A 24,347-nucleotide genomic window follows, 5' to 3' on the forward strand; every position below is an offset into this window, starting at 1 on the left:
CGTTGTCCTTGTGGGCCCCCCCGTGCTTGTTCTGCTCCCCCTTTTGGTTTTTTTCTTGTGGGTGGGGGGGGTTGGTCTGTGTGGCGGGGGGCCCCCGCCCCCTCGGGAGAGCTGAGTGTGGGTCAGTCGCCGACCGCCACCCGCTCGGGCTCTTCCTGAACCGGCTGGCCGGAGGACTTCGCGACCAGGACACTCGGCACGGCACGGCGGGTCCGCAGCCCGGTCAGCGTGATCAGCAGTCCGGCTGCCGCGATCGCGGTCACCACCACCAGGCCGGGCCGGAAGCTGTCGAGCACCTCCTGCGGAGAGCGGCCCGCGTCCCCGCCCGCCGTGATCACCGCGGTGACGACGGCCAGGAAGATCGCGCCGCCGACCTGGATCGAGGTGTTCAGCAGGCCGGAGACCATGCCCTGCTCATGGTCCTCCACCCCGTTGGTGGCCTGGATGTTGAGCGAGGGGAAGACCAGCGCGCAGGCCGCGCCGAGCAGCAGCATCGACGGCAGGATCACGGCGGCATAGGTCGGCGTGAGGTCGATCTGGACGAAGAGCGCGTACGCGATCACCAGCAGCGTGAAGCCGGCGGCTATCACGCGCGGTGTGCCGAAGCGGTCCACGACCGAGCCGATCTTCGTCGAGGAGAGCGCCACCAGAGCGCCCGCCGGAAGGAAGGCCAGCGCCGTCTGCAGCGCCGACCAGCCGAGCAGGGACTGCATGTACTGCGTGACGAGGAACTGGAAACCGACGTACGAGCCGAAGAAGAAGGCCGCGCCGAGGTTGGCGCGGATCTGGCTCCCCGAGCGCAGCACCCCCAGCCGGATCAGCGGGTGCGAGCTGCGCCGTTCGATGCTGACGAACACGGTGAGCAGCACGGCGACGGCGAGGAAGGACAGCAGGGTGCGCGCCGAGGCCCAGCCCACCTCGGGGGCCTGGACGACGGTGAAGACGAGCAGCAGCATCGAGGCCGTGCCGGTGACGGCGCCCGGCAGGTCGTACCCCTTCCCGGAGTCCTCACGGCTGCTCTGCGGGATCAGCTTGATGCCGGCCAGCAGCGCGATCAGGGCGATGGGCGCGGGCAGCAGCATGGTCAGCCGCCAGCTCACCTCGGTGAGCAGTCCGGAGAGGACCAGGCCCATCGAGAAGCCGGTGGCGGCGCAGGTGGTGTAGATGGCCAGCGCGCGGTTGCGCTGAGGGCCTTCCTTGAAGGTCGTGGTGATGATGGAGAGTCCGGCGGGCGCGGTGAACGCGGCACTCAGACCCTTGATGAAGCGACTGGCGATCAGCAGCGGACCGGAGTCGACCAGTCCGCCGAGCAGCGAGGCGAGCGCGAAGACGGCGAGCGCGATCAGGAAGACCCGGCGCCGGCCCAGGAGGTCGGCCGCACGGCCGCCGAGCAGTAGCAGGCCGCCGTATCCAAGGATGTAGCCGCTGACGATCCACTGCAGGGCCGAGGTGGTCAGATGGAGATCGGTCGCGATCGAGGGCAGGGCGACGCCGACCATGGAGACGTCGAGGGCGTCGAGGAACATCGCGGCGCAGAGCACGAGGAGAGTGCCCCACAGTCGCGGGCTCCAGCGCTCCTGCGCTGCGGGGACGTTGAGCGGAGAGGTCATGAGGAGGACAGTACATGCACATGCATTGAGTGCAAGCGCATTTAATTCCGATGCAACAAAGTGCGTCTTCTCTGCTAACGTGCGGTCATGGCGGCGAAGAAGTCCGAGCGAGTGCTCGTCGAGGAGTGGCGGGACGTCCTTGCGCTGCACGCCCGTACGATCTGCGAGCTCGACCGCGAGCTGCATCAGCACGGGCTCGGCGCCAGTGACTTCGAGGTCCTCGACGTACTCGCCGAAGAGACGTCGGACGGCGGCGACTGTTCCTTCCGCGTCCAGGAGCTGGCATCCCGGGTCCACCTGAGCCAGAGCGCGCTGTCGCGCCTGGTGGCGCGGCTGGAGAAGGACGGGCTGGTCACCCGCGGGATGTGCAGCGAGGACCGGCGGGGAGTGCGGGTCGCGCTCACCGACGCCGGACGGGCCCGCCATGCCGAGGTGCAGCCGCTGCAGCGCGCGGTGCTCTCCAGGATGCTGTCGGGCCCTTCCACGTAACGCCGAGCTCTTTCATGTAGAGCCGGGCCGTCCACGTACAGCCGGGCCCGTCCACGTAAAGCCGGGCCCGTCCACGTAAATCTCCGTGGGCTTCCGTACGAGGGGCTGGGACCGCTAGGACCAGGTGATGGCGGACAGCTCGCGCCACAGTCGCGCGAGCTCCGCGTCGCCGGTGACGGACACGGTGGTGAGCGGCAGCCGGTTCCACAGCGTCAGATAGAGCTGCTCCGCCGTCCCCCTCAACTCGCAGTCCGCGGGCCCCTTTTCGGTGCGCTCCATGCGTGGAGCCTCGGCCGACAGCCGTACCGTCCACACGTCGTCCGTGTCGCCGGCATGTACGCGCAGGACACGCGGCTCCTCAGTGCGCACCCGGCTCCGGGAGCGGGCGTGAAAGGCGCCGAGCAGCTCGTCGATCCCGTCCAACGCGAGGTCCGCGGCGACCGGCCCCGGCTTCCCGCCGAGCGCCGACTCGGCGTCCGTGCGGTGGACGGCCGTCTCGTGCGCCTGCCGCCTGGCCCAGAACGCCAACGGTGAGGGCGCGGGCAGAAAGCTCCAGCACTCCACATCCGCGGGCGCCTCGCTCAGCGCGGCCACCAGGAGACCGTGCCCCTCCCGGAACCACTCCAGCAACTCGTCGCCGTCGAGCTCGGGCTGGTCGTCGGCGGGCTGGAAGCTTGTGTAGCCCTCGGTGATGAAGGCGGTCGCCCAGCGGTGGACCATGCTGATGTGCCGGAGCAGATCCCGCACCTGCCAGCCGGGGCAGGTCGGCACGCTCGCTTCGGGGCCTGCCTCGGCTGCGGCCGCGGCCAGCAGTTGGCCCTCCCGGACAAGGGACTTGATCAGCTCAGCGGTCTCCATGCGGGAGATTGTGCCAGCGCGGCCCGACCGGCGGCAGGACCGTCGTACGGATACCGCGGCGCATCAATGCCACAGGAACCCCAGCAGGCACTCCTGTCAGAACCAGCACGGCGACAACGCCGAGCGGATCCGCCTGAGCGGGCAGCAGGAGTGCTCAGTCGGCTCGGGGTGCGGACGCGTTCCGGGCCGAGTACCCGATGAGCGCCGCGCCACCCGCCAGCGCCGCCACCGTCGTCATCGCCACCGGCAGCGAGAACCAGTCGGCGAGGAACCCGATCGCCGGCGGCCCCAGCAGCATCCCGCCATAGCCGAGCGTCGACGCGGCCGCGACCCCGCCGGGACCGGCGAGCGCGCCCGCCCTGGCCACCGCCACCGGGAAGATGTTCGCGAGCCCCAGACCGGTCACGGCGAAACCGAGCAATGCCAGCCACACCGTCGGCGCGAGCGCGCCCAGCAGCATGCCGGCTGCCGCCGTCGTGCCGCCCGCGACGAGCGTGCGGGTCTGGCCGAGCCGCTCCAGCAGGGCCGTGCCGGAGAGCCGGCCGGCCGTCATGGCCAGGGCGAAGAAGGAGTATCCGGCGGCGGCGATGCCCGGGTGGGCGTGCAGATCCTGCTCGAGGTGGAGCGCTCCCCAGTCGGCCATCGCCCCTTCCCCGTACGCCGTGCAGAGCGCGATCACGCCGAAGAGTACGACGAGTTGGCGCGTACGGCCCTGGAGGCGGCGCGGGCCCGGCACCGCCGTGGTGCGCTCGGTGACGGGTGCGGGACGGCGCAGCAGCACGCGCCCGGCGGCTGCCGTGACCAGCAGGCCGATGCCGGTGAGGCCGAGCAGATGAGCGGTGGGGGAGAGGCCGCCGGCGACCAGGCCGCCGAGGCCCGCGCCGATCATCCCGCCGAGGCTGAACGCGGCGTGGAAGCTGGGCATCACGGGCCGTCGCATCGCCGCGACGAGATCGACCGCGGCGCTGTTCATGGCGACATTGATCCCGCCGTACGCCGCACCGAAGACCAGCAGCACAAGACCGAGGGCGAGCGCCGAATGCGTCAGTGGCGGGAGCGCGATGCTCAGCGCCAGCAGTGCGCCATTGACGACCGTCACCGGATGGCTGCCGAAGCGGCGGCAGAGCCGCCCGGTGAGCGTCATCGTCACCACCGCGCCCGCCGACACTCCGAGCAGGGCGAGGCCCAGATCGCTCGCGGACGAGCCGGTCTGCTGCTTGATGGCGGGGATACGGACCACCCAGCCGGCGAAGATGAAGCCGTCGAGGGCGAAGAACACGGTCAGCGCGGTACGGAGGGGGGACAGGGAGGGTGGGGCGGTGTTTCCGCCAGGTCCCCCCGGTACGGCCGTCCGTAGTTTGTTTAGAAGCGGCACAAACTCAGGATAGGGGTCGGGCCCGATCCGTACAAGGCGGCTGCTCAGCCTCCGGATCATGGGAGACTCGCCTGCATGAACGGCAAGGCGATGACCACCAGGACGAGGCTGGAGAGAGGCCGCAGCGCGCTCGGCCCCGCGCTGGAACTGGTTCATACGGGCCGGGCGCCCACCCGCGCCGTGCTCACGGCCGAGCTCGGCGTCACCCGCGCCACCGCCGGCGCGGTGGCCGCCGAACTCGAAGCGCTCGGGCTGATCCGGGTCGACTCGCGCCCGGGCGCCGCCGCCGGCTCGCAGGGCCGGCCCTCGCACCGCCTCGCTGTCGACGACGCGGGCCCGGTCGTTCTCGCCGCGCAGGTGCACGCCGACGGATTCCGCGCCGCGCTCGTGGGGCTCGGCGGCCGTACGGTCGCGACCGCGCCCGGCTGCGTCACCGTCTCCGAAGACCCGGCGCAGGTGCTCGGCGAGGTCGTCGAAGCAGGCGCGGCCCTGCTGCGCGAGAGCGGTCGGCGGTGCGTGGGCGCGGGTCTCGCCGTGCCCTCCGCCGTCGCCGAACCGGAAGGCACCGCCCTCAACCCGCTGCACCTCGCCTGGCCGGCCGGGGCTCCCGTCCGCGACATCTTCGCCGAACGCGTCCGCGCGGCGGGCATCCAGGGCCCCGCCTTCACCGGCAACGATGTCAACCTCGCAGCGCTCGCCGAGCACCGCCACGGCGCGGGCCGTGGCGCTCAGCATCTGCTCTGCGTCGCCACCGGCCATCGCGGAGTCGGCGGCGCGCTCGTCCTCGACGGCCGTCTGCACACCGGCAGTTCGGGCCTCGCCCTCGAGGTCGGGCATCTCACGGTCAACCCCGAGGGCCGCCCCTGCCACTGCGGCGGCCGCGGCTGCCTCGACGTCGAGGCCGACCCGCTCGCCTTCCTCACCGCCGCGGGCCGCCGCCCGGGCCCCGAGGTCTCGCTGCTGCAGCAGTCCCGGGATCTGCTGCGCACGGAGTACGACGACCCGGCCGTACGGAACGCGGCCGAGGAGCTCATCGACCGGCTCGGCCTCGGGCTCGCCGGGCTCGTCAACATCCTCAACCCCGACCGCATCATCCTCGGCGGACTGCACCGCGAGCTGCTCGACGCCGATCCCGAACGGCTGCGCGCCGTGGTCGCCGACCGCAGCCTGTGGGGGCGCAGCGGCGGTGTGCCGATCCTCGCCTGCACGCTCGACCACAACAGCCTGGTGGGGGCGGCCGAGTTGGCGTGGCAGCCGGTACTCGACGACCCGCTGGGTGCGCTCAGCTGACGGCGGCCGGCGTATGGCCCGGCGGACTGTGCGTCGGCGTACCCGGCTCACACACGACGGCGGGCGGGGACGGGGGGCGGGCGTCGACCGGTCGGTACGGACGGCCTCCGCCGTTCGTCGGGGCCGGCTCAACGACCGGCCGACGGCGCGGGCGGCACCACCCGTCCGGGGGCACAATGGACACCTCTGAGTGCACTTTCGGGTAATCGACAACCTATGACCCATAAGCCCTCCGGCGCGGATCACCATGCGCACCGGCTTCAGGACCTGCGCCGCAGGTTTTACGCGTCTCCCATCGGCCTGGCCTGGGAGCGCGGCCGTGAGCTGGAGCTGATGCACCGCGCCATGGGTTTCGCCGCACTGGGCTTTCTGACACTCGTACCCCTTCTGGTCGTCGTCGCGGCGGCGGACCCGGCGAGTGGACAGGGCTTCGCCCGCTGGCTGGGCCAGGCACTGGGGGTCTCGGAGTCGTCCCTGGACGAGGTCGAGCGGCTGTTCGGCGTGCCTGGGCAGGCGCTCCAGCGCACGACCGCGTTCGGTCTCGCCGCCCTCACCGTCTTCGGCCTGACCTTCGGGTCGGCCGTTCAGACCGGCTACGAGAAGGTGTGGGATCTCCCGACGGCCCGCTGGCACACCATGTGGCGGCATGTCGTCTGGCTGGCCCTGCTCGTCGCCGCCAGCCTGGCCTTCGTCAGTGCGCCGCTGCCGGCCGACTCCGCCCCGGCCACGGTGTTCGGCGGCCTGGGAGACCTGATCGGCACGGTTCTGTTCTTCTGGCTTTCCCAGCGCGTGCTGCTCGGCGGCCGGGTCCGCTGGCGCGCCCTGCTGCCCGGTGCGGTGGCCACGGCCGTGGGGATGCTCGGCCTGCGGGTCTTCTCACAGCTTGTCTTCTCGCCGCTGATCGCCTCCAACGCCGTCACCTACGGCCCGTTCGGGACCGTGCTCGTCATCCAGTCCTGGCTCGTGGGTGTCGGCTTCGTCGTCTACGGGGGCGCGCTCGTGGGACGCCTCATTCACGAAGCGCGCGTACGCCGACGGATGGAACACGAGCTGGAAGACCTGACCTAGGACCGGTGGAGGGCGAAGGCGCGGGCCGGATTCCGTACGAGGATCCGGTCCATGACGTCCTTGCCGAGGGCCGGTTCGAGCCGCGGCCGCAGTCTGCGCAGCAGATACGGCATACCGGGGGTTTCCGGGGTCGTCGTGTCGCCGCCCAGCAACAGCTGACCGGCGTAACCCGCGTCCGCGAGCGCCGCCAGCTCGTCGGGCAGGCGCCAGTCCGTGCCGTGATGGGCCCGCGAGGGGCCGTCAAAGACGAGATAGGCACCCGTCGCTGCCGCGTCCCGCTGGCCGGCCAGGTCCGGAGAGCGGCCGAGATGGCCGAGGATCACGTGCTGCGGCAGAACCTCCAACGCGCCGCAGAGCAGATCGAGTACGTCCAGCGCTGCCGTGCCCAGTTCCAGATGGACGGCGATGGGCGCGCCCGTACGGTGATGGGCCAGGGCCGCGGCCGTCATGGTGAGCCGGGCATGCGCGTCGACGCCGTGGAAGGCGCCCGCCACCTTGATCAGACCGGCCCGGATCCCGGTACCGCCGATACCCTCGGTCACTTCGGCCGTGAAGAGTTCGGCAAGGTCCTCCGGGAGGCGGCCGAGCGTCTCAGGGGCGTAGTGCACGGCCTGATGGAGACCGGTGGCGGCCACCACATGGGCGCCGGTCGCGCGGGAGAGCGCTGCCAGCTCCTCGGGCCTGCGCCCCAGGCCGTACGGAGTCCACTGCACGACCGACCGGCCGCCGAGCTCGCGGAAGGCGCGCAGTCGCACGGCCGCGTCCGCCGGATCGTCCAGCTCCTGTCCCGGCAGCCGCGGGCTGCGCAGGAACAGATGATCGTGGGCGTCGCAGATTCCCAACCCGCCGGCCGGGATGTCGCCGAGCACGGTACGGACGAGGCTCACCACTGCTGCCCCCGCGGCAGCTCCGTACGGTGCGGGGCGGAGAGATGCAGAACCTGGAAGACGTCACCGATCGCCTCGGGCGCGTTCTCGGCCCACAGTGCGAAGTGCAGCAGCTCCCAGTGCCGCGGATCGATGGCGACGGCGGCCGCGACCACTCCGTCCGCGCGCGCCAGCTGTTGATGCGCGGCGAGCGCCTTCTCCACGGCGAAGGCGGGCCGCTCGTCCTCGCGTATCCGCACCCGACGACGCGTGGCGGACCGGGGCACGGCCCCGCCCCCCGGGCCCTCCTCGTACGCCAGTCCTGTCCAGTGCTGGACCACGGGACGTCCGAAGTCGTTGACGATGCCCTGGAATCCGGGGCCCCAGAGGAAGGAGTTCATGCCTTCCGGCGCGGTCCACAGGTAGAGCGGTGCGTACTGGTTGACCGGCGAGCCGTCGACGCGTTCGCGCATCAGATAGGCCTTCAGACCGAGGCCGGGAAAGTCGTCGAGCAGATGGCCCTTCGTCGCCACCCGCTTGCGGATGATCTCCATGTCGTAGTCGGCGGGCAGCGTGATCTCGTACTGCATGGCATGCATGAAGGGCTCCTCGGTATGCGGGGTCGGGCGGGGCGCTCGTCGGCGCGGACTTCCTTTAGGCGTCAGTGGTGTTACGAGGGGTGAGCAGCGCGAGCAGTCCGCCGACCGCTGCGTCGAAGGCGGCCGGAGAGCCGGATGCACGCGCCAGCACGTAGCCGCCCTGCACCGTCGCGACGATCGCCGCCGCCGTCCCGGCCGGATCGACCGGGGCCGTGAACTCGCCCGCGTCCAGGCCCTCCTGGACGATCCCGGCGAGGCGTCCGCGCAGCCAGTCGAGCGTCTCCTCGACCGGGGCGCGCAGCTCGTCGCTGGCGATGACGTCCGGGTCCATCGTGAGGCGGCCGACCGGGCAGCCGCGCAGTACATCGCGCTCGCGCAGCAGATACGCGTTGATCCGCTCGTACGCCGTGCCGTCGCCGCCGAGCGTCACTTCGGCGGTCGCGCGCATCTCCTGTGCGGTACGCCGGATCGCGGCCAGCGCCAGGTCGGGCTTGCCCGTGAAGTGGTGGTACATGCTGCCCTGGCCGGCGCCCGCCTGCTGCTGGATCGCCTTGGGGCTGGTGCCCACATAGCCGCGCTCCCACAGCAGCTCGCGGGTGGCCTCGATCAGCCGTTCAGGAGTGCTCATGAGCCCACTGTACATACTAGTAGGTACAGAAACCGGAGCGGCCCGGAGCAGCCGCGAAGGCCCCGCGTACTCCCCGGGTGGTACGTGCACTGCCGCTGGCCGTACGACGACGTGAGACCCGGTCGGCGGGAGCCTCGGAAGCGACGAGGAAACACGCACCACCATCGCCACTGAGGAGCTGAGCCGAGATGAACACGCTGGCCTACGACGGGCCCGGCCCGTGGATCCTGTTCTTCCCGCTGATCTGGGCGGCCGTCGTCATCGGCGTCGTCACCGTCATGCGCCGCACCGTATGGCGCGGCCGTCGCGGCCCCTGGCATCCGACCCGCGCGACGCACGGCGAGAGCTCGCCGATCGCGATGCTCGGCCGTCGCTTCGCCGCCGGCGAGATCGACGAGGAGGAGTACTGGCGGCGGCTGTCCGTCCTGGACGAGCAGTTCGGCCGTATCGGCAAGGACGGTGCGGCATGACGACAGTCAAGCCCTCTTCATTGGCCTTTCCGTCGAGCTGACGTCTCGCGGGGGTCCGAGCTGTAGACCTGGCGGCCCCTGGACGGAGCGTTGCCCGCCCGAGGCGTTTCTTCCGGATCTGAAACCAGGAAGCCGGCGGCGCTCGCCTCCCGGCAAGAGTGGACCCTGCACGGAATGCCGCGTGCATCCGACGTCCGGCCCGCGCAGCGGTGATCTTCAAGACAACGGCGGCTCGATACCCCCAACTTGAGGCGCATCTGCTGGAGCACCACCCGTGGAGGAACCCCGAGATGTGGCCGCGCGGTCCAGTACTCCGGCGACGGGCGTGATCGTCCGCTGCGGCTGAAGCCCCCTGTCGCCCGCACGCCGAAGCTGTGCTCATCCCCTGCCGAGCCAGGTCACGTCAGGCGGCCTGGCGCTCGGCGGACTGCTCGGCCGGGTGCCCGTCAAGGCGTCCGAGGGTGCGGGCGACACCGCCTTCGCCGTACCGGCGGTGCAGCTCCTGGCGGCCGCGCCGGCCGGTGTGCTGCCCGGCGGCCCGCGCCGCCCCGCACGCCTGGACGTACTGCGCGCCATCGCCACCGATGAGCGATTCCGAAGTGCCCGCCCCGGTCAGCGCGCAACAGCCGACCGGGCGGAGGCGCGTTGACGCGTCCCGTCCTGCGAACCCGCCGAACTCGCCGTACTCGGGAAGGGCTCGTCGGCCGTCGCCCCGTACACCACTGGATACGGCGGCAGAGCCACTGCGGGCGAAGGTGTGGAGAGCGTGAACCAGACGATTTTGCCCGTCTCGCCCTCGGGTCGTACGCCCCAGCTGTCACTCACCGCCGCGATCAGCCCGAGCCCGCGCCCGGAAGTGGCGAAGAGATCTGTGTCCCCTACGGTCGGAAGACGTGGATCGTTGTCATGGACGGAGACCGTGAGCCGGTCGAGCAGCAACTCGATCTCCACCGTGCACATCTTGTCCGGCTCGGCGTGCCGGTGAACATTGGTCAGCAACTCGGTGACGCCCAGCGCTGCCTGGTCGATCAAGGGATCGAGATGCCAGTAGCGCAATTGCGCCGAGAGAATTCTGCGGACCTGACCGATCCGCGACGGCAGGGCCTGGAGCTCCACCGTGCAGTGCCTGCTTGGCTGGCTGATCACGGCTGCGACTCCCCGAATGAGGTCCGGAAGAAGACGAGGATCCGATCCAGCAGTTGGCTGGCTGCTGATTTGTCCGGCGGGCTGGATCACAGCGTTACCGCCGGTGCACCCTGAGTGATGTGAGACAAGCGTGAACCACTGACCACGGCTCCGCAACTCGCAGCACCCGGGTGAGTGCTCTCAGCTCCGACGGCCACCGGCCCCGCGCACCGCTTCCAGGAAGCGCCCGGCCAGTGCCCGGCCCTCCGGCCTGCGGCTGCGCTGCCCCATCGTCAGCCGGTAGCGCTTGCCATTGAGCGTCGCCACCGTGCTCGCATCGTCGGCGAACCAGGGCTTACCAGCCCTGACCCCGCGGACGGGAGCGCTCTCGATCACCCGGCCGTAGCTGGTCAGGAGCGCCAGCGTGCCGTCCTTGATCAGCACTTGTCCGGCCCTCGTGAGCGAGCGCGGCCAGCGCTCGATCCGTACGCCTGTGGCGCTGAATTCGGTCTCTGTCATCCCCATCGTGCCTCTGCCCCCTTCGCACCGTTTCCTGTTGGCAGTCTGCACAACTACGGGCGCATGCACCAGTACGTGCGGTCGCACCGGCACAAGTCCCGGCCCACAAGTGACTCCTATGGACCCCCAAAGTGAACGTTTGTGCAGGTGGGGGGCTTACTGTTGCTAGTGGGGGCCGCATGTCGACAGGACGAGGAACGGCGCGCATGAGCACGAGTGAGAAGCCAGTGGCGGGAGAGGCGATCGCCACCATAGATGTGGATCGAAGCGATCCGGACTACCGGGCATGGCTGAAGGAGGCAGTGCGCAAGGTCCAGGCCGACGCCAACCGCTCCGCCGACACCCACCTGCTGCGATTCCCGCTGCCCGAGGAGTGGGGCATCGACCTCTACCTCAAGGACGAGTCCACCCATCCGACAGGCAGCCTCAAGCACCGGCTCGCCAGGTCGCTTTTCCTCTACGGACTGTGCAATGGCTGGATCCGGCCGGGCAAACCGGTCATCGAGGCGTCCAGCGGCTCGACCGCAGTCTCCGAGGCGTACTTCGCCAAGCTGATCGGCGTCCCGTTCATCGCCGTGATGCCGCGCACCACGAGCGCCGAGAAGTGCCGGCTGATCGAATTCCACGGCGGGCAGTGCCACTTCGTGGACGACTCGCGGAAGTTGTACCAGGAGTCGGCCGCACTCGCGGAACGGACCGGCGGCCACTACATGGACCAGTTCACCTACGCGGAGCGGGCCACCGACTGGCGCGGCAACAACAACATCGCCGAATCGATGTACCAGCAGCTGCAGTTGGAGCGCTACCCGGAGCCCGCCTGGATCGTCGCGACGGCCGGCACCGGCGGCACCTCGGCGACCATCGCCCGCTACGTCCACTACATGCAGCACGACACCCGCGTCTGTGTTCCCGACCCGGAGAACTCCTGCTTCTTCGAGGGCTGGACCCAGGGCGACCCGCTCGCCAGCAGCGACTGCGGCTCCCGTATCGAGGGCATCGGCCGGCCGCGTATGGAACCGAGCTTTGTGCCTGGAGCCATCGACCGGATGATGAAGGTGCCCGACGCGGCGAGCGTCGCCGCCGTACGCGCCCTGGACATGGCCATCGGCCGCAAGGCGGGCGGCTCCACCGGAACCGGCCTGTGGAGCGCGCTGAAGATCATCGCCGAGATGGTGGCCAACGGGCAGAAGGGCAGCGTGGTCACCCTGATATGCGACCCGGGCGACCGCTACCTCGACAAGTACTACTCCGACGCCTGGCTGGACGAACAGGGTCTCGACATCGCCCCGTACAGCGCGACGATCGAGGAGTTCCTCGCCACCGGCGTCTGGCCCGGCTGACCGCCGGGACCACTTCGCGGCTGACCACCCGGACCACTTCGCGGCTGACCACCCGGACCACTTCGCGGCTGACCACCCGGACTACTGCGCGGCGGACCGGGCGAGCCTTCGGTCCAGTCGGCGCACCGCGCCCCGGAACGAGGCGCCCAGGCCCGCCCGGCCCAGCCGCAGCACGATACGCATGAGTGCGGGGGCGTCCGCCGCGAAGGTCCACTGCACCCGGGTGCCGGTCGCGGTGGGCGTCAGCCGCCACTCCTCCAACAGGGCACGCAGACCTGGGGCGTTGGTCTCGTCGACGCGGTACGCGAAGCGATCCTCCGGCTCGGTCGCCATGATCGTCTCGGCGAAGAAGGTGCCGCCCCTGAGCCTGATCTCGCGGCCCGCGCCCCCGTCGGTGGGCGTGGCCGAGGTGACGGCGGAGAACCAGGACGGCCAGCCCGTCACATCCTCGGCGAGCGCCCGGTACACCGCTCCCGGCGAGGCCTTCACCTCGGCCGAGAAGACCAGACGCAGCGGGGCGGACTCGACGAAGTCGAGCTCCACGGGGCTCAGTCGGCGTGCCATGGGACCGTACCTCCAGCTGGGAGGGGTGGAGCGGGGCCCGCACACCATAGCTGGCGGGCCGTCAGTTGTCCGTAGCCGCTGCCGGTTTCACCGGCTTCCCGTGAGGCCCGCGAGCAGCCCGTCCAGCGCACGGCCGAACACCAGCCGGCCCACCCGGCGGACAAGCGGATCGAACAGCCGCGGCACCAGGCGGATCCGCAGCTCCTCCACCCAGACCACCACGGCGCCCGAACCCTCCGGGCGCACCTCGATCTCGGCCCAGCCGGTGATCACCCGGCCGCGCTTCTCCAGTCGAAGGCGTCCGCTCCCGCGCTCCCCGGGCGGCTCCCAGCGGACCACCTCCATCGGATCGTCGAAGCCGACGCGGCCCAGCCCGGTTCGCGCGACGAACACCGTCCCCACGCCCGAGCGATACGGCGAGGCCACAGTGATCGACGTCAGCGGCACCTGAGCGGTATGCGCGGGCCAGTCGGTGACGCGCGCCCAGACCTCCTCGGCGGGCCGCGGGACCACCCGCGTGATCCGGAAGACGGTCACCCGGCGTCAGCCGTCCTGCCCGTCGGCGCTCTCCGGACCGCCCGCCACGACCAGCCCCGGCAGATGCTCCGCGATCTGCTCGCGTGCCTCGGCCGACAGCCCCGCGTCCGTCACCAGCGTGTCGACCTCGGCCAGCCGCGCGAAGGAACTGAGGCCCACCGTCCCCCACTTGGTGTGGTCGGCGACCACCACCACGCGGCGCGCGGCCTGCACAAACCGGCGGTTCGTCTCGGCCTCCGCCAGATTCGGTGTGGAGAGCCCGGCCTCCACCGAGATTCCGTGCACGCCGAGGAAGAGCACATCGAAGTGGAGGGAGCGGATCGCCTGGTCGGCCACCGGCCCGACCAGCGAGTCGGAGGGCGTACGCACCCCGCCGGTGAGGACCACCGTGGCCGCACCCGGACGCTGATCGCCCGCCGCTCCCGCCCGCTGCGCCGCGTGGAACACATCCGCGACCCGCACCGAGTTGGTGACCACCGTCAGATCCGGCACCTCCAGCAGATGGTGCGCCAGGGCATAGGTCGTGGTCCCGCCGGAGAGCGCGATCGCGCTGCCGGGCACAGCCATCTTCGCCGCCGCCCGCGCGATGTCCTCCTTGGCGCTCAGCTCCAGCGCCGACTTGGCCTCGAACCCCGGCTCGTGCGTGCTCGCCTCGACCACCGGCACCGCGCCGCCGTGGACCTTCTCGACGACCCCCTGCCGGGCCAGGGCGTCCAGATCCCGGCGCACCGTCATATCGGAGACATTGAGCTTGCGGGTGAGCTCATTGACCCGCACTCCGCCGCGCCTGCGCACCTCGTCGAGGATCAGGGCACGCCGCTGCTCCGCGAGCAGGTTCTGGTTGTCGCTCACTGCCGGGGCCGGTCCTTCCATGTCGTCGTCCACCGTGTCGTACACCGCCTGTGGCCAAGGGTTTCTCATCCTCGCACGGGCTCGGCGGAACGGGCTCGGGGAGATTCCGTGAGAGCCGTGCGGCGAGCAGCCACGATCCGGGACTCTGGTACTGAACCGCCGCGCGACCGCGCGCTGACCGATCCTCCCATCGAGAGAGCGAGTCACAGAAGTGTCCCCAGGCACACCGGTCCCGCATGGCGGAGGACCCGCGCTCGAGCTGCTCGTCCACGGCGTCGGCGGAGCCACCCCGCAGGACATGCTCGGCGACCCCAGAACGGTCCGGATCACCGGTGACGAGAAGGCCGCGGTGTTCCGGCGCACCGAAGACGCGGAGGCGGAACTCCACCCCGAGCGCTACCAGGACCGGCCCATCCCGGAGGCGTACTGCTGGTCCAACCTCACCTCGGGCAACGGCGCACGGGCCCTGTGGCTGCTGCTGCTCCCCTTCATGGTCGTCAACCTCGCGCACTGGATGCGTCCCCGGGCCAAGGGCCGCCGAGGGACCACACGGCTGTACGGAGTGCTGGTTCGGTTCGTCGCACTCAGCCTCACCGTGCTCCTGACGGCTGCCGCCTGCGAGGTCGCACTCGACCTGGTGGCATGGCAGTGCGCGGGCTCGCCCGCATGTACCCGGGACAGGTCCTGGCTCGGCTTTCTGTCGAGCGCTCAGCACGGCTGGTGGTCGCAGCCCGGCCGACGCCTCTCGCTCGCCGCGGTGGTGCCGGCCGCACTCGTCGGCCTGCTCTGGTACCTCTCCAACCGCACCTGGAGCGCGTACGAGTCCCAGCGGCCGCCGACCGGCGAGGACGCGCTGGAAGGCGACGAGGCCACCGAGGAGGACGAGGAGGAGACCGAGGGGCCGAAGAAGGAGACCGTGCGGCCCGCCCTCGGCAGGCCGGGCTTCTGGTACGGCCGCCGGCTCGTCGCCCGGCTCCGCGCCGCGCACACCGCCGCCGGTTTTCTGACCGTGGCCGCCGCGGTCGCCGGGGCCGCCGCCCGCCACGACCGCGGCGCCGCCGGCGCCCTGCTGGAGGTCTGCGGCCGGCTCCTCGAGGCAACTCTCCTCGTGGGCGGACTGGCGGTGGTGTGGGTGGTCTTCCGCAGAGGCCGCAGCGAGAAGCGGCTCGACGCCCGCCTCGACCGTGCGGCCGTCCGCTATCTGCCCGGCGCCGCACTCGCGCTGCTCGGCCTCTCGGTGCTGTACGCCTCCTGGTCCCGCCCCGGCTGGGTCTCCACCGCCACCCTCCCCGGCGATGTCACCTTCCGCGTCATCGCACTCGCCCAGGGCGCCCTGGTCATCGCACTCGCCGTTGCCGCCTGCTTACTCCACCGCCGTGCGCGCCATGTGCGTGCGGCCCTGGCCGGCCTCGGCGGGCCCGCCGTCGCGATGCTCGCCTGCGCCCTTGGCGGGGTGATGACCGGCGGTGTGGCACAGCGCGTCGCGGACTGGCTGGACGGGCCCGGCACTCCGGGCATGGGCGGCGAAGGCTCCATCCCAGGGCCCCCGGTGCTGCTCAGCTGGCAGGCCTCCGTCATCCCGGTGCTGCTGATCGCCCTCTTGGTCCCGGCCGTCATCCTCGCCGTACGGACCTGGCTGGCCGCCCGCCGGCTCGCGGAGCCGGTCGAGGCGGACTACGCGGAAGGGCGCCCGGACGCCGTCCGTACGCGGCGGATAGCAGGCACTCGGGCCCGCGCCGCGCTCACCGACGTCGCCCCCTGGATCGTCGGCATCGTCTCCGGCGCCACCCTGCTTCTCGGCGCGGGCGCAGTCGCCGGCGCATGGGTGAGTGGCGAGGTGCCGGGCAAGGCGTTCGGCGACAGCCACGACTTCGTCGAATCCGCGGCGGAGGCGGCGCAGGCGATCGGCTCCTGGCTGATCGGCTTCGGCTTCATACTCTTCGTCACCTGGGGCCGCCGCGCCTACCGCGACGCCTCGGCCCGGCGCACCATCGGCATCCTCTGGGACGTCGGCACCTTCTGGCCGCGCGCCGCACACCCCTTCGCGCCCCCCTGCTACGCGGAGCGTGCCGTCCCCGATCTGACCTGGCGGATGTGCACATGGACCGCGGAGACCGGTGGACGGCGCCTCGTCATCTCAGGTCACTCGCAAGGCAGTGTGCTGGCCGCGGCAGCCGTCTGGCAGCTGCCGGCGGCCACCCGTCGCCGCGTGGCGCTGCTGACGTACGGATCCCCGCTGGAGCGGCTGTACGGGCGCTGGTTCCCCGCGTACTTCGGACCCGTCGCCCTCAGCGAGCTCCGCAGCGAGGTGCACTGCTGGCGCAATCTGTGGCGGCGCACCGACCCGATCGGCGGGCCGGTGAAGATCCCTGCCGAGGGCGACCATCCCGAGGTGGACCGGGATGCGCTCAAAGACCCTGTGGTGTACGGACGTTCGGCGCGCCATCCGCTGCCGGAACCGATCCTCGGGCACTCCGAGTACCAGGCCGACCCGGCCTTCGCGGCGGAACGCAGGGAACTCCTCGACCGGCTCAGCCCGGGCGTTCCCCGGCAGGCGCGGGGCGGTTCGGGGTAGCGCACGGCGTCACCCAGGGGTTCGGGGTAGCGCAGGGCATCACCCAGAAGTTCGGTGCGACTCAGGGCAGTTCCGGCAGATCCTCCGGGTAGAGCAGGGTCAGGTCGTCGGTGTTCGCCTCGGCGAGCGCCGCGACCCGGCCCGCGTGCCGCTCGACCATCGACTCGAAGGTCTGGCGCGCGGTACGGCCGTTGCCGAACGCGGGCCCCTTGGGCAGCGCGGTGAAGTACTTCAGCAGCGCCTCACCCGTGCCCGTGCCCAACCGGTACTCGTGGTCGTCGGCCTGCTGCTCCACGATCCGCAGCAGCTCCTCGGGCACATAGTCGCTGAAGGTGATGGTCCGTGAGAAGCGGGACGCCACACCGGGGTTGACCGAGAGGAACCGCTCCATCTCCGCGGTGTAGCCGGCGACGATCACCACCACCGCCTCCCGGTGGTCCTCCATCAGCTTCACCAGCGTGTCGATGGCCTCCTTGCCGAAGTCCCGACCGGAGTCCTCGGGGGACAGGGCGTAGGCCTCGTCGATGAAGAGCACCCCGCCGCGGGCCCGGTCGAATGCCTCCTGGGTACGGATCGCGGTGGAGCCGATGTGCTCGCCGACCAGGTCCACCCGGGAGACCTCGACGAGATGGCCACGCTCCAGCACTCCGAGCGAGGCCAGGATCTCGCCGTACAGCCGGGCCACGGTCGTCTTCCCGGTGCCGGGTGAGCCGGTGAAGACCAGATGGCGGCGGACGGAGGCGGCCTTCAGGCCCGCCTCCTGGCGGCGCCTGCCGACCTCGATCATGTTGGTGAGCGTGCGGACCTCGCGCTTGACGCTGTCCAGGCCGACCAGCGCGTCCAGTTCACCGAGGACGGCGCCGGAGGTGCGTACGGGCTCCGCGGTCGAGACCGGCTCGGCCTCGGCGGGGCGCTGTCCGGGGACCGCGGAGAGCAGCCCGGGGGACTGGGCCGCCGTCAGCACGGCCGTGGTCTGTTCGCCCTTGGACCGCACGCCGCTCTCATCACTGGTGCAGTCCTCGACGACCGGACCGTCGTCCTCGCCCAACTCGTAACCGCCACGCGCACAGCGCTCGGTCCGGCAGCGGCTCAGTGTCGTACGGCAGCCGTCCATCACATGGAAGCCATAGCCTCCGCTGCCCGTGACCCGGCAGCTGCGGAAGGTGCCCCGGCCCTCCGCCGAGACATAGAAACCGGCCTCGGCGGGCGACGTGACCGTGCAGCGCTCGATCACCGGATCGGCGCCCTTGGTGACGATCACGCCGGTCTGCGCGGTGTCGATCGTGCAGCCGTTCAACGTGCCGCCACTGCCGTGGTCGCGGAACCAGGCGCCGGTGGACGCTTCCCGGATCCGGCAGTCGTCGAGCTGCGCCGTAGCGCCGTCGCTCACCGACACCGCGGTGTTGCGGACCTGGGAGAGATCGCTGTCGACGACATCGACGCGTGAGCCGCGGTCGAGGACGAAGAGCGCGTCCGGGACGTCGTGGACGCGGCACGAGTCGAGGACGGCGGTCGCTCCGTCACTGACCCATACGGCCGGATAGTCGCCCGTACTGTCGTGGATCTCGCACTGGTTGGCGTCCACGCGCGTGCCCGGGTCCCAGACGGACAGGCCGTTGCGCCCGAATCGGCGCACCGTGGACCGGGTGAGCGTGAGTACGGACCGCGAGCGCAGATCGACAGCGTTCTCGGGGATCTCGTAGATGTCGCAGTCGGAAAGGGTCAGCACGGCGTCGGTGTCGAGGGTGATGCCGTCGGCCGAGGTGCGGTGCACGGTGGAGTCGGTGAGATGCGCCGAGGCGCGCGAGGCGATCTGCACGCCGGTGCCCTTCACCTCGTACACCTCGCAGCCGATGGCCTCGAGGCCACTGCCCTCGCCGGTGACGGACAGGCCCGCGCCCGAGGCGTGGTGCACCCGGCAGCGCTCCAGCCGTGGATGGGCGCCGCCGCGCACGGAGACGCCCGACTGGCCGGCCGCCACCACCTCACACTCCTCGAACACGCCGCCCGCGCCGTCCAGTACGGCGATTCCGACGCCCGCTGGATTGTCGACGGTGCAGCGGCGGACGGTGGGACGGGCCGCGCCGCGCACCTCCAGACCGGCCGCGGAGCGGGTGACGATCCGCAGATCGATCAGCTCGGGAGTGCCGTCCTCGACCAGGAGAGCGGGGGCGGCCGTGTCCTGCCCCTCCACATGGAGGTCCTGGACGGTGGCGGAGGCGCGCACGGTGAGCGGCACACCGTCGGCGGGCGCGATGCGCACCGAGCCGACCGCGCCCTCCGTGCCGCGCAGGGTGACCGCCCGCTGGACGATGAGGTTCTCGCGGTACGTCCCCGGGGCGACCGTGAGGATGTCGCCGTCGCCTGCGGCCTCCAGGGCTGCGGCGAGGGAGGGGTACTCGCCTGTGCGGCGCCGCCACCGCGATGTGCCGGTGTGCGTCACCTGGACCGTGCCCTGTGCCATCGTGCTGCTCTGCCCCCACCTCGTGATCCTGCTCCGCCGCGCCTCTGAGGGGGGCGCCCCCTGACCCCCGAGGGGGTCGCACCACCGTAGCGCGCGCGAGGCTCGGGAGTTGACGGGACGAGAACGGTCAGCTGCCCGCGCCCGTACGTCCCCAGTCCGGACCGGCCGCGGCCCAGGCCTGGTCCAGACGTGCGTATCTGCGTCGGACGAGCCGCCGGACGATCAGACGTCTGGCGCACGCGATGAGGCCCGCCGCGGTGAGTGCGGCGCCGATGCCCGCGAGGACGGCGTGCACCCGGGCGGTCGCCGCGTCCATGGGGCGGCTGACGACCCGGCCGGCACGGTCGGTCCAGATGGTGAAGGTGTCGCCGGCGCGCGCGGTCCGCAGCACGGTGGAGACCGTGCCGGTGTGCCGACTGCCGTCCACCGCCGTCCATTTCGCGATGATCGGCCGCCGTTTCTCATGGGCGGCCGAGGACTCGGGATCGTATGCGGCGGGCTTCGGCGCCGGAGCCGGTTTCAGCACCGTCGCGGTGACCGGATGACGCTGCTGGCGCTGGTTGCGCACCGCCTGCCGCAACGACTCGTCGGTCAGGCTGCCGGTGGCCCAGCCCGCGGCCGGCGCGGCGGTGAAGAGGAGGAGCGCGGCGATCAGCGCCACCCAGGCCTCGAAGAGATCGGTGGCACGGCGCAGGGGATTGTGCCGCCAGGCCCAGACTCCTTTGGCTGCTCGCACTCTCCCGCACCCCCTTCCGCGTCCGTCATAGCCCTGTACGGCACGGCATAAGCGCGGGTGACACAAAGAGAGAGGAACCTCACCCCTGCCATCGCTCCCGCCCCTCGCCCTTCACCCCCGTCGTCTGTCCAACGCGCCCGCGGGCACGCCGGGTTCCCGCGGGGAGGGCCGAACCGGCGGATCCAGTCCGGTCCGGGCTAGTCGACGACGGTCACGGCGTCGCCGACCCGGATGTAGCCGGTCCGCTCCGGCACGAGGCACTGTCCGAACACCAGGCGGTCGCCGAAGCGGCGGTGGCGGGCGAGAGTACGCAGCGGCTCCTTGCCTCGCTCGGCGGTGTGCTGGTCGGTGGTGGTGATGACACACCGGCCGCAGGGCCTGGCCACCCGGAAGGTGGCTTCGCCGATCGCGATCCGCTTCCAGTCGTCCTCGGCCCAGGGCGCCGCGCCGTCCACGACGACGTTCGGCCGGAACCGGTTCATGGGCAGCGGACCCTCGTCGGCATGATCACCCTGTGCGATGAGGGAGTTGAGCGCGTCGAGCGAGGCGAGGGTGGTGACGAGCAACGGATAGCCGTCGCCGAGATTGACCGTCTCTCCGGGGCGTGCGTACTCAGGGTCGATGGGGCGCCGGTGGGCCGGGTCGTCGAGATGGACGAGCCGCACTTCGGCGCCGAGGTAGTCGCTGAACCAGGCGTCCACCTGCCCGTCGACGGGCACCATCTCGACCTTGTCCTGGAAGATCTCCACCGTCGTGGTGCCCATCGGCTCCGGGACGGCGACACTCAGCGGTTCACGCCCGGGCGCGGTCAGCCGGATCCCGCCGTCCGGCAGTGTCTCGGCGCGGGCCAACGCCAGCCGCGGCTGCTGGCGTTGCGTGACCACCTTGGCCGAGGAGTCGATCAGCGTCCACCGACGGTCCCCGGCAAGGCCCCACGGCTCCACAGCCGCCTCGCCGGGTGCATACCCCGCCACCGATTTGACCGGGTGGACATGGATGGAACGGAGAACTGGGTTCGGCATGAAGCCATAGTGCCAGCCACCACTGACCTCCGGCCGGTCAGTAGCCCCGGCCCTGGTACGGACGGTTGTACGGGTCCTCGTACGCAGCGGGTGCCGGCGCGGGACGTGCAGCCGCGGGGCGCATCGCTTCGTAGCCGGTGGCCACCGGACGCTGCTGCGGCTGGGGCTGAGGGCCCGGGTAGCCGCGCGGCACGGCGGTCTGCTGAGGGATGTACGGCGCGGGCGCGTGCTGCAGCGGTACGGGCTGCTGCATCTGCTGCGGATAGCCGTAGGAGGGAGTGCCGTAGGAAGGGCCGGACTGCGAGGGAGCTGCCGGCAGTGCAGGCAGCGCCGCGGGGAGCGCCGGCAGATAGCTGTTGGCGGTGTAGCTGCCGGTGTCATACGCGGAAGGCACTCGGATCGGGGCGATCTGAGGCGTGCCCCGCTCCGCGACCAGGGAGTCGTAGATGGGGGTGTCGGGGAACGACGGAGCGGAGTAGTAACCGCCGCCGTAGGTGGCGCGGGGGGAGGTCATGGCACATAAGTTAAGCCCACGATGTGCTGGTTGGGGAGCCCGATAAGAGGGTTGTTTCGGTAGATGCGAGTGACCAGGGTTCCCCAATGCGAGCGAATCTGGGAAAAACGGTCGCCGGGAAACGTTCAGATCCTGTAAAGGGCGAGCTGAGAGCGGGTTACCGACGGGTCGGCAGGGGCGCCGGAGGCTCCCGGAGGATTAGGTTGGCCGCACGGTGAACTCTTCGGGCACCCCGACTCGCGATGGGGGCGAGCATGTCCATGCTTAAAGGAGCCAATACTCCGGTGTCGGCGCGGCAGGTCCGCGTCGAATTGGGATGGCGTACAGACCCCGGGGTGCCGGATGTCGATGCCTCGGCGCTCCTCCTGGCATCGGGGAAGGTCCGCTCCGACGCGGACTTCGTCTTCTACAACCAGCCGGCGCACGCCTCCGGCGCGGTACGCCATGAAGGGAAGCGGACCGCGGCGGGCGCCGTGACGGACGAGGTGTCGGTCGACCTCGCGCGCGTGGAGCCCGCGATCGAGCGGATCGTGCTGGCCGCGTCGGCCGACGGAGGCAGCTTCGGGCAGGTGCCGGGGCTGTACGTCAGGGTGCTCGACGCGGCGTCCGGCGCGGAGATCGCCCGGTACGAGAGCCAGGATGCGACGGTCGAGACGGCCTTCGTGCTCGGCGAGCTCTACCGGCGGCAGGGCGCCTGGAAGTTCCGGGCGGTGGGGCAGGGCTACAGCACCGGACTCGCGGGCCTCGCGACGGACTTCGGCATCACGGTCGACGAACCGCAGCAGCCGGCCCCGGTACCGGCCGCCCCACCGGCCCCCGTTGCCGCTCCGGCACCCGCCGCGCCCGTGACGCCCGCTGCGCCCTCGCTGCCGCCCCGTCCCGCTGCCGCGCCGTCCGCTCCCGTGCGTCTCACCAAGGTGACGCTGACAAAGGACACCCCGTCCGTCTCCCTCAGCAAGCAGGGCGGCACCTCCGGTGCCATGCGGGTCAACCTCAGCTGGCAGGTGCGCAAACAGTTCCAGGGCTGGGGCGCCAAGCTGGGTCGCGCCGTCGCCATGCACGGGGACCTCGACCTGGACCTGTGCGCGCTCTACGAACTCACCGACGGCCGCAAGGGGGTCGTCCAGGCACTCGGCAACGCCTTCGGGGCGCTCCAGCAGCCCCCGTACATCCACCTCGACGGCGACGACCGCACCGGTGGCACGTCCGGCGAGAACCTCACCATCAACCTGGACCACAAGGACCGGCTTCGCCGGGTCGTCATCTTTGTCACCATCTACGAAGGTGCGCGCAGTTTCGCCGACCTGGATGCGACCGTCACTCTCCAGCCGCAGAACGGCGCCGCCATCGACTTCTCGCTCGGTGAGTGCACTGTGCCGTCGACCGTCTGCGCGCTGGCGCTGATCACCAATACCGGCTCCGATCTCGTCGTCCAGCGCGAGGCCCGTTTCCTCGTGCCCGAGCGCGGCGTGAGCCCGCAGCGCACCATCGACTACGCCTACGGCTGGGGCATGAACTGGACACCCGGCAGGAAGTGACGTCTCCGGGCGACATCCCTGGCCGGTACCCCCCCGGTGGACGTCCCAATGGAGGTCGCTGGTGAGGGTCCCCGGTGATGATGTCAGCGGTCCGGCGCGGCCTCCGGACGGGCGTACGTACGCCCCTTCCAGGCCGCGCCGCGACCGCGGTAGTGCTGCACCGCCGAATCAACCGTCATCAGCAGATAGAGCAGAGCGGTGAACGGCAACAGGGGAGCGAGGAGCAGCGGCTGCCGGTAGTAGCGCAGCATCGGCAGATACGTCCCGGTCATCACCGCCCATGCCAGACCTCCGGCCCAGCCGGCGGCCGCGTCATGGGTCAACACACCGGCGCACAGCGCGGCGGGCGGCGCGAGATACACCAGCGCGAGCCCCACCACCGTTCCGGCAAGCAGCAGCGGACTGTGCAGCAGCTGTGCGTACGCGCTGCGCGACACCATCCGCCACAGGTCCGCCAGCCGCGGATACGGACGCACACTGTCCACCCGCTCCGCCAGCCCCAGCCAGATCCTGCCGCCGGTCCGCTGCACCGCCCGCGCCAGCGACACATCGTCGATCACCGCCTGCCGGATCGACTCCGGTACGCCCGCCCGCTCGGCGGCCTCCGCGCGCAGCAGCACACAGCCGCCCGCCGCGGCCGCCGTGCGTGCCGCCTGCCGGTTGACCCACCGGAAGGGATAGAGCTGCGCGAAGAAGTAGACGAACGCCGGCACGATCAGCCGCTCCCAGCCGCCGACGACCCGCAGCCGCGCCATCTGCGAGACAAGGTCCAGCTCGTTGGTACCGGCCGCGGCCACCAACTCACGCAGGCTGTCCGGCTCGTGTGCGATGTCGGCGTCGGTCAGCAGCAGATATTCGGGCTCGCGCGCCCGGGCGACCGCGATGCCGTGCCGCAGAGCCCACAGCTTCCCGGTCCAGCCGGGCTCCGGCTCGCCGGGGGAGACGACCCGCAGCGGCAGCCCGCCGTGCCGCTCGGCCAGTGCACGCGCCAGTTCCGGCGTGCCGTCCGTACTGCCGTCGTCGACGAGCAGGATCTCCGCCCGGCCGGGATAGTCCTGCGCAAGCAGCGAGGGCAGGCTGACCGGCAGCACCTCGGCCTCGTCCCTGGCGGGCACGACAATGACCACATCCGGCCAGAGTGACGGGGCCGCGCGCCGGGGCAGCCGCTGGTCCGTACGCCAGAAGAAGCCCTGGCCCAGCAGCAGCCATCCCCATGCGGCCAGCGATCCGAAGGCGATCCAGGCAAGGGCGCTCATTTGCCGCAGTCTGCCCCACCACGTCAGTACCGCAAGGGCAGTCGACTATGGT

24 protein-coding genes are annotated in these 24,347 nt (G+C 71.2%); 8 read left to right on the forward strand and 16 right to left on the reverse strand.

The genetic code is table 11. From position 1 onward, the window contains the following. Positions 1–122: 122 nt before the first annotated feature. Entirely contained in the window at positions 123–1,610 is a 1,488-nt protein-coding gene (locus ACFWDI_RS34690; RefSeq protein WP_385310228.1) for an MFS transporter, read from the reverse strand. A gap of 87 nt (positions 1,611–1,697) precedes the next feature. Here ACFWDI_RS34690 and ACFWDI_RS34695 point away from each other — a divergent pair, with 87 nt between their 5' ends. Next, a complete protein-coding gene (locus ACFWDI_RS34695) occupies positions 1,698–2,099 on the forward strand; it encodes a MarR family transcriptional regulator (RefSeq protein ID WP_327321874.1) in 402 nt (133 codons plus the stop codon). A 114-nt stretch (positions 2,100–2,213) separates the two neighbouring features. On the opposite strand, the gene ACFWDI_RS34700 is transcribed toward ACFWDI_RS34695, so the two are convergent. Then, positions 2,214–2,957 (reverse strand): maleylpyruvate isomerase family mycothiol-dependent enzyme, encoded by a 744-nt coding sequence (locus ACFWDI_RS34700; RefSeq protein ID WP_385310230.1) that lies wholly within the window; start codon positions 2,955–2,957, stop codon positions 2,214–2,216. A gap of 154 nt (positions 2,958–3,111) precedes the next feature. Then, positions 3,112–4,332, reverse strand: coding sequence for an MFS transporter (locus ACFWDI_RS34705; protein ID WP_385310232.1), 1,221 nt, complete (start codon positions 4,330–4,332; stop codon positions 3,112–3,114). A 75-nt stretch (positions 4,333–4,407) separates the two neighbouring features. Between ACFWDI_RS34705 and ACFWDI_RS34710 the strand changes: the two genes are divergently transcribed. Then, positions 4,408–5,622 (forward strand): ROK family protein, encoded by a 1,215-nt coding sequence (locus ACFWDI_RS34710; protein WP_385310234.1) that lies wholly within the window; start codon positions 4,408–4,410, stop codon positions 5,620–5,622. A 216-nt stretch (positions 5,623–5,838) separates the two neighbouring features. Continuing rightward, positions 5,839–6,690 carry a YhjD/YihY/BrkB family envelope integrity protein gene (locus ACFWDI_RS34715; RefSeq protein WP_385310236.1) on the forward strand — a complete coding sequence of 284 codons (852 nt, stop codon included), beginning with the start codon at positions 5,839–5,841 and terminating at the stop codon, positions 6,688–6,690. Here ACFWDI_RS34715 and ACFWDI_RS34720 read toward each other — a convergent pair. From ACFWDI_RS34720 to ACFWDI_RS34730, 3 genes are read right to left on the reverse strand one after another with little or no spacing between them, the layout of a single operon-like run. Then, positions 6,687–7,580, reverse strand: a complete 894-nt coding sequence (locus ACFWDI_RS34720) for a phosphotriesterase (protein ID WP_385310237.1) — start codon at positions 7,578–7,580, stop codon at positions 6,687–6,689. The two genes, ACFWDI_RS34715 and ACFWDI_RS34720, sit on opposite strands and share 4 nt — an antisense overlap. After that, positions 7,574–8,155: a DUF4865 family protein gene (locus tag ACFWDI_RS34725; RefSeq protein WP_385310239.1), complete on the reverse strand. Its 582-nt coding sequence runs from the start codon at positions 8,153–8,155 to the stop codon at positions 7,574–7,576. The genes ACFWDI_RS34720 and ACFWDI_RS34725 overlap by 7 nt, the downstream gene beginning before the upstream one ends. A gap of 55 nt (positions 8,156–8,210) precedes the next feature. Continuing rightward, on the reverse strand, positions 8,211–8,783 hold the full coding sequence (locus tag ACFWDI_RS34730; RefSeq protein WP_385310241.1) for a TetR/AcrR family transcriptional regulator: 573 nt from the start codon (positions 8,781–8,783) through the stop codon (positions 8,211–8,213). A gap of 188 nt (positions 8,784–8,971) precedes the next feature. On the opposite strand from ACFWDI_RS34730, the gene ACFWDI_RS34735 reads away from it, so the two are divergent. After that, the gene (locus tag ACFWDI_RS34735; RefSeq protein WP_385310242.1) at positions 8,972–9,253 is read left to right on the forward strand and encodes an SHOCT domain-containing protein; all 282 of its coding nucleotides are present in this window, start codon (positions 8,972–8,974) and stop codon (positions 9,251–9,253) included. 439 nt (positions 9,254–9,692) lie between these two features. Next, positions 9,693–9,902 (forward strand): hypothetical protein, encoded by a 210-nt coding sequence (locus ACFWDI_RS34740; protein ID WP_385310244.1) that lies wholly within the window; start codon positions 9,693–9,695, stop codon positions 9,900–9,902. On the opposite strand, the gene ACFWDI_RS34745 is transcribed toward ACFWDI_RS34740, so the two are convergent. Next, positions 9,866–10,399 carry an ATP-binding protein gene (locus tag ACFWDI_RS34745; protein ID WP_385310246.1) on the reverse strand — a complete coding sequence of 178 codons (534 nt, stop codon included), beginning with the start codon at positions 10,397–10,399 and terminating at the stop codon, positions 9,866–9,868. The genes ACFWDI_RS34740 and ACFWDI_RS34745 overlap by 37 nt on opposite strands. Positions 10,400–10,579: 180 nt before the next feature. Beyond that, positions 10,580–10,903 carry a hypothetical protein gene (locus tag ACFWDI_RS34750; protein ID WP_362692896.1) on the reverse strand — a complete coding sequence of 108 codons (324 nt, stop codon included), beginning with the start codon at positions 10,901–10,903 and terminating at the stop codon, positions 10,580–10,582. Positions 10,904–11,103: 200 nt separating this feature from the next. On the opposite strand from ACFWDI_RS34750, the gene ACFWDI_RS34755 reads away from it, so the two are divergent. After that, positions 11,104–12,237, forward strand: a complete 1,134-nt coding sequence (locus ACFWDI_RS34755) for a PLP-dependent cysteine synthase family protein (protein ID WP_385310249.1) — start codon at positions 11,104–11,106, stop codon at positions 12,235–12,237. 81 nt (positions 12,238–12,318) lie between these two features. On the opposite strand, the gene ACFWDI_RS34760 is transcribed toward ACFWDI_RS34755, so the two are convergent. The 3 genes from ACFWDI_RS34760 to ACFWDI_RS34770 form a co-directional block, all read right to left on the reverse strand. Beyond that, the gene (locus ACFWDI_RS34760) at positions 12,319–12,801 is read right to left on the reverse strand and encodes an SRPBCC family protein (protein WP_385310251.1); all 483 of its coding nucleotides are present in this window, start codon (positions 12,799–12,801) and stop codon (positions 12,319–12,321) included. 87 nt (positions 12,802–12,888) lie between these two features. Then, on the reverse strand, positions 12,889–13,338 hold the full coding sequence (locus ACFWDI_RS34765) for an SRPBCC family protein (protein WP_385310253.1): 450 nt from the start codon (positions 13,336–13,338) through the stop codon (positions 12,889–12,891). A gap of 6 nt (positions 13,339–13,344) precedes the next feature. Then, on the reverse strand, positions 13,345–14,190 hold the full coding sequence (locus ACFWDI_RS34770) for a DeoR/GlpR family DNA-binding transcription regulator (protein WP_385310332.1): 846 nt from the start codon (positions 14,188–14,190) through the stop codon (positions 13,345–13,347). A gap of 211 nt (positions 14,191–14,401) precedes the next feature. Between ACFWDI_RS34770 and ACFWDI_RS34775 the strand changes: the two genes are divergently transcribed. Further along, positions 14,402–16,765: a hypothetical protein gene (locus ACFWDI_RS34775; protein WP_385310255.1), complete on the forward strand. Its 2,364-nt coding sequence runs from the start codon at positions 14,402–14,404 to the stop codon at positions 16,763–16,765. A gap of 61 nt (positions 16,766–16,826) precedes the next feature. Here the strand turns inward: ACFWDI_RS34775 and ACFWDI_RS34780 are convergent, their stop codons facing one another. The 4 genes from ACFWDI_RS34780 to ACFWDI_RS34795 all read right to left on the reverse strand — a co-directional run bounded on the left by ACFWDI_RS34780 (position 16,827) and on the right by ACFWDI_RS34795 (position 21,501). Beyond that, positions 16,827–19,229 carry a right-handed parallel beta-helix repeat-containing protein gene (locus ACFWDI_RS34780; RefSeq protein WP_385310257.1) on the reverse strand — a complete coding sequence of 801 codons (2,403 nt, stop codon included), beginning with the start codon at positions 19,227–19,229 and terminating at the stop codon, positions 16,827–16,829. A gap of 127 nt (positions 19,230–19,356) precedes the next feature. Beyond that, complete coding sequence (locus ACFWDI_RS34785; RefSeq protein WP_385310259.1) at positions 19,357–19,965, reverse strand: hypothetical protein; 609 nt, start codon at positions 19,963–19,965, stop codon at positions 19,357–19,359. A gap of 197 nt (positions 19,966–20,162) precedes the next feature. Then, positions 20,163–20,987 (reverse strand): MOSC domain-containing protein, encoded by an 825-nt coding sequence (locus ACFWDI_RS34790; RefSeq protein ID WP_385310260.1) that lies wholly within the window; start codon positions 20,985–20,987, stop codon positions 20,163–20,165. 37 nt (positions 20,988–21,024) lie between these two features. Continuing rightward, the gene (locus ACFWDI_RS34795) at positions 21,025–21,501 is read right to left on the reverse strand and encodes a DUF6643 family protein (RefSeq protein WP_385310262.1); all 477 of its coding nucleotides are present in this window, start codon (positions 21,499–21,501) and stop codon (positions 21,025–21,027) included. A 242-nt stretch (positions 21,502–21,743) separates the two neighbouring features. Between ACFWDI_RS34795 and ACFWDI_RS34800 the strand changes: the two genes are divergently transcribed. Continuing rightward, on the forward strand, positions 21,744–23,039 hold the full coding sequence (locus ACFWDI_RS34800; protein ID WP_385310264.1) for a TerD family protein: 1,296 nt from the start codon (positions 21,744–21,746) through the stop codon (positions 23,037–23,039). An 83-nt stretch (positions 23,040–23,122) separates the two neighbouring features. Here ACFWDI_RS34800 and ACFWDI_RS34805 read toward each other — a convergent pair whose 3' ends face one another. Then, on the reverse strand, positions 23,123–24,295 hold the full coding sequence (locus ACFWDI_RS34805; RefSeq protein WP_385310266.1) for a glycosyltransferase: 1,173 nt from the start codon (positions 24,293–24,295) through the stop codon (positions 23,123–23,125). Positions 24,296–24,347: the final 52 nt, after the last annotated feature.

The organism is Streptomyces sp. NPDC060064 (assembly GCF_042736455.1).
Classification (GTDB): Bacteria; Actinomycetota; Actinomycetes; order Streptomycetales; family Streptomycetaceae; genus Streptomyces.

Coding starts and splice junctions, on each gene's coding strand:
- ACFWDI_RS34790 (WP_385310260.1), bottom strand. CDS start 20,987: ATGCCGAACCCAGTTCTCCGTTCCATCCATGTCCACCCGGTCAAATCG.
- ACFWDI_RS34730 (WP_385310241.1), bottom strand. CDS start 8,783: ATGAGCACTCCTGAACGGCTGATCGAGGCCACCCGCGAGCTGCTGTGG.
- ACFWDI_RS34805 (WP_385310266.1), bottom strand. CDS start 24,295: ATGAGCGCCCTTGCCTGGATCGCCTTCGGATCGCTGGCCGCATGGGGA.
- ACFWDI_RS34780 (WP_385310257.1), bottom strand. CDS start 19,229: ATGGCACAGGGCACGGTCCAGGTGACGCACACCGGCACATCGCGGTGG.
- ACFWDI_RS34750 (WP_362692896.1), bottom strand. CDS start 10,903: ATGGGGATGACAGAGACCGAATTCAGCGCCACAGGCGTACGGATCGAG.
- ACFWDI_RS34715 (WP_385310236.1), top strand. CDS start 5,839: ATGACCCATAAGCCCTCCGGCGCGGATCACCATGCGCACCGGCTTCAG.
- ACFWDI_RS34795 (WP_385310262.1), bottom strand. CDS start 21,501: ATGACCTCCCCCCGCGCCACCTACGGCGGCGGTTACTACTCCGCTCCG.
- ACFWDI_RS34700 (WP_385310230.1), bottom strand. CDS start 2,957: ATGGAGACCGCTGAGCTGATCAAGTCCCTTGTCCGGGAGGGCCAACTG.
- ACFWDI_RS34695 (WP_327321874.1), top strand. CDS start 1,698: ATGGCGGCGAAGAAGTCCGAGCGAGTGCTCGTCGAGGAGTGGCGGGAC.
- ACFWDI_RS34710 (WP_385310234.1), top strand. CDS start 4,408: ATGAACGGCAAGGCGATGACCACCAGGACGAGGCTGGAGAGAGGCCGC.
- ACFWDI_RS34690 (WP_385310228.1), bottom strand. CDS start 1,610: ATGACCTCTCCGCTCAACGTCCCCGCAGCGCAGGAGCGCTGGAGCCCG.
- ACFWDI_RS34755 (WP_385310249.1), top strand. CDS start 11,104: ATGAGCACGAGTGAGAAGCCAGTGGCGGGAGAGGCGATCGCCACCATA.
- ACFWDI_RS34735 (WP_385310242.1), top strand. CDS start 8,972: ATGAACACGCTGGCCTACGACGGGCCCGGCCCGTGGATCCTGTTCTTC.
- ACFWDI_RS34800 (WP_385310264.1), top strand. CDS start 21,744: ATGGGGGCGAGCATGTCCATGCTTAAAGGAGCCAATACTCCGGTGTCG.
- ACFWDI_RS34760 (WP_385310251.1), bottom strand. CDS start 12,801: ATGGCACGCCGACTGAGCCCCGTGGAGCTCGACTTCGTCGAGTCCGCC.
- ACFWDI_RS34725 (WP_385310239.1), bottom strand. CDS start 8,155: ATGCATGCCATGCAGTACGAGATCACGCTGCCCGCCGACTACGACATG.